Source organism: Nostoc sp. DedQUE08, from assembly GCF_034530895.1.
Lineage (GTDB): Bacteria > Cyanobacteriota > Cyanobacteriia > Cyanobacteriales > Nostocaceae > Nostoc.
The window spans coordinates 1-1584 of sequence record NZ_JAVRCD010000134.1; the positions used below are offsets into that span (position 1 = coordinate 1).

At 43.9% G+C, this 1584-nt stretch carries 2 protein-coding genes; one reads left to right on the forward strand and one right to left on the reverse strand.

Annotated elements, in window-relative coordinates:
• Positions 1-19: 19 nt before the first annotated feature.
• Positions 20-244 (reverse strand): hypothetical protein, encoded by a 225-nt coding sequence (locus RMY64_RS36690; RefSeq protein WP_194043420.1) that lies wholly within the window; start codon positions 242-244, stop codon positions 20-22.
• A gap of 205 nt (positions 245-449) precedes the next feature.
• Between RMY64_RS36690 and RMY64_RS36695 the strand changes: the two genes are divergently transcribed.
• A partial coding sequence (locus RMY64_RS36695; RefSeq protein WP_322702689.1) for a low temperature requirement protein A occupies positions 450-1584 on the forward strand: 1135 nt, incomplete at its 3' end.

Here is a 1584-nt window from a genome sequence, read left to right on the forward strand (position 1 = left end):
TGGCGATCGCGAATGGCTATTAAAACTCCATTAATGAGTATTTGAGACTTGTGAATAAGGAAGCTTGGGAAATAGCGATCGCTCGTTCAGCGTAAAACAATAGCACTTTTCCTACCTCCTCTTGACAAATTCTGTTTTTGCTTAACTTGTCACAAATTGAACATAGCTTTGCGGCAATGACAACGGCTTTTTCAAAGTCTGCGGGATTCACAATGCCCAAAAGAGAACGTTTTTCCTCATTCAAAGGTAAATTTGGCGGAAATTACATTTCCAACTTTGGAAAGCAGAATGCGATCGCGTTTGTTGCATAATAAGCAAACAACAAGATTCCTGAATTCTTTAAAAGTCAAGGATCTAAGCCTTGTAACAATGCTGCCATGTAGATGTGCTAGATAGCCAATTGCTTACAGCTAATGGTAAAAATCAATTAGCGATTCGCAATTAGCACTATGGCAAATTTTCTGCAACCGCCAAGGTTACGCATTGGTGAAGACACTGAAGAAGAACGACGTGCCACTTGGCTAGAACTGTTTTATGATTTGGTTTTTGTCGTTGCAATTTCTCAACTCGCCCACAATCTCAACGAGGATATTTCTCTATCAGGATTATTTGGGTTTGTAGTTCTATTTATACCAGTTTGGTGGTCATGGATTGGCACTACATTCTATGCCAACCGCTTTGACAGCGATGATGTGGGACATAGACTGCTGATTGGTTTACAAATGCTGACAGCAGCAGCGATGGCTATTAACATCCACCACGGTTTGGATGAGAGTTCCCCTGGTTTTGCCATTTCCTATGCTCTTGGTCGAGCTGTGCTTGTAATAGAGTACGTCCGTGCTGGAAGACATATCCCCTTTGCACGTCCTTTAACTACTCGCTACGCTATTGGTTTTGCGATCGCAGCCTTGCTGTGGTTAATATCAGCATCTGTACCCATTCCTTGGCGGTTCGGATTTTGGACGCTGGGAATTGTTATTGACTTTGCTACACCCCTAACAGGACGTAAGTTTCAGATCGGGTTACTCCCCCACGCCTCGCACTTACCGGAGCGTTTCGGGCTATTCACCATTATTGTTTTGGGTGAAGCAATCATTGCAGTAGTCAATGGTGTCTCTGAGCAGAAATGGGATGTTTTGACCGTAATTTCCGCCGTGTTTGGTCTAATTATCGCCTTTAGTTGGTGGTGGGTTTATTTTGATAACCTGGGTGGTAAACCTATTGAGATGGCGCGGACACATGGAAAAGTTGGTGTTGTTAATCTCTGGCTTTACACCCATTTACCGCTAGTGATTGGGATTACTGCTGCTGGAGTCGGTGTAGAACAAATCTTGTTGAGTAAGCCAACTTTAGCACTACCCGATTCCCAGCGATGGCTCATCTGTGGTTCAGTAGCATTATGCTCTCTAGCTGTCAGTATTCTCCATAGATTTGGGGTGATCCGTTATTGCAAAATCCGTTCCCAGTATCGACTTGCGGGTGCAGTCCTGCTGCTAGCGATCGCCTTTTTAGGGAAAGGTTTGTTACCTGTTGCAGTCATTAGCCTTGTAGCTGTAGTTTCTGCTGTCCAAGTCGTTCAAGATT